Below are 1,706 nucleotides of genomic sequence, written 5' to 3'. Positions count from 1 at the left end.
ATCAGGCCGGCATCAGCGGCTCGCTTCCCACGCCTGCGGATGTGGACGCCGGGGATACGGTGAGCTTTCTGGCTCAGCCCTCCACCCCCGGCCAGTACGGCTCGTTCACCCTGCTGGCTGACGGCAGCTATACCTACAGCCTCAACAACGCCCTGCCTGCCGTCCAGCAACTGGGCGCGGGCCAACATCTTACCGAAACCTTCACCTATACCGTCACCGATCAGCACGGCGCCACATCCACCAGCAGCATGGTCATCACGATCAACGGAACCAACGACAATCCCGTCATTGCCCCCATTGTTACAACTGCTCTCAAGGAAGACAGCGTTCTGACGTCCTCCGGCACGCTTACGGTCACTGACGTGGATGCGGGCGACGTACCCGTGTTTCAGGCGCAGAACGTAACCGGCCTGTACGGCAGTTTTGTGCTCAACAGCAACGGAACCTACGTGTATACGCTCAACAACAACCTGCCTGCCGTGCAAGGACTGGGGCAGGGCGAGAAGCTTGTGGAAAGCTTTACCGTGGCGGCCAACGACGGGCATGGCGGCATAGCCGCGCGCACCATTTCCTTCACGATCAACGGCACCAATGACGCGCCTTCCGTCGGCCCCGCCACAGCAGCCATCGGCAACGATACAAGCCTGCACAGCGGCAAACTGCCAACCCCCACGGATCCGGACAACAAGCTTGACAATATCGCCAGCGATACCCTCACCTTTATTGCCAAAAGCAATGAGGCGGGCAGCTACGGCTGGTTCAGCCTGAATGCCGACGGCTCATACACCTACAAGCTCAACACCGGTCTGCTGGCAGTTCTGCTTCTTACCCTGGGGGCCACGCTCAAGGATACGTTCACCTACACTGTCACTGACGAGCACGGCGCCACCGCCAGCAATACCCTGACCATGAATATCACAGGCGGCCTGCTGGGCAGCATCAGCCTCACCACAGTGCTGGACGGCACAACAAGCCTGCTGGGCAATCTGCTTATTCCCGGCTACTCCAATCCCGCCTTTTCCCTCCAAAGCGGTACGGAAGGCCAGTATGGCACGCTTACGCTCAACAGCAACGGCACTTACAACTATAACCTTTCGCCATATGGCATCAGCGAAAGCCAAAAACTTGGTGCAGGCGAAACCTTCACGGACGTTTTTCTGGTCAAGGTTACCGCCAGCGGCAAATCGATCACCACACCGCTGACCTTCACCATCACCGGCTCCAATGACGCGCCCACAGTGCAACAGGCCTACCTTTCAGTCTCGGAGGACGACGTTTCTGCCATGTACGGCCAGCTTGTCATCGCTGACCCGGACAAGTCGGACACGCCCAGGGCCGTTGCCCAGACCACCGAAGGACAGTACGGCACATTCTATCTCAACCCCGACGGGTCATACACCTATGTGCTGCACAAGGACGCCGCCGCCGTAAAGGCCCTCAACGATGGCGACACGCTTGATGACGTATTCACCGTTACCGTGGTTGACGGACACGGCGGTTCGGCCCAAACCACCGTAACCGTAACCATCCACGGCACCGGAGAAGCCCCGCACATGCAGGGTATGGGCGCCATGCGCCCCATGTTCGTTCCGGATGATCTGGCCGTTGCCGGCGACCATGAACAAACTCCGGCCAGCGCGGAGGAGCGTGACGCCGCTGCCCCTGACAACGGGCACAACAACACCTCTCACGCCCTCCACTCCGGC

Annotated in this window: 1 protein-coding gene; it reads left to right on the top strand. The window is 59.8% G+C overall.

What is annotated here, in order from left to right; genetic code table 11:
- A partial coding sequence (locus V6C07_RS11335; protein WP_333536590.1) for a VCBS domain-containing protein occupies positions 1-1,706 on the top strand: 1,706 nt, incomplete at both ends.

The sequence above is a fragment of the Desulfovibrio sp. 1214_IL3152 genome (assembly GCF_036763055.1).
GTDB lineage: Bacteria > Desulfobacterota > Desulfovibrionia > Desulfovibrionales > Desulfovibrionaceae > Desulfovibrio.
The sequence above is the reverse complement of the archived record's forward strand: the minus strand, read 5'-3'. Positions and strand labels throughout refer to the sequence as shown.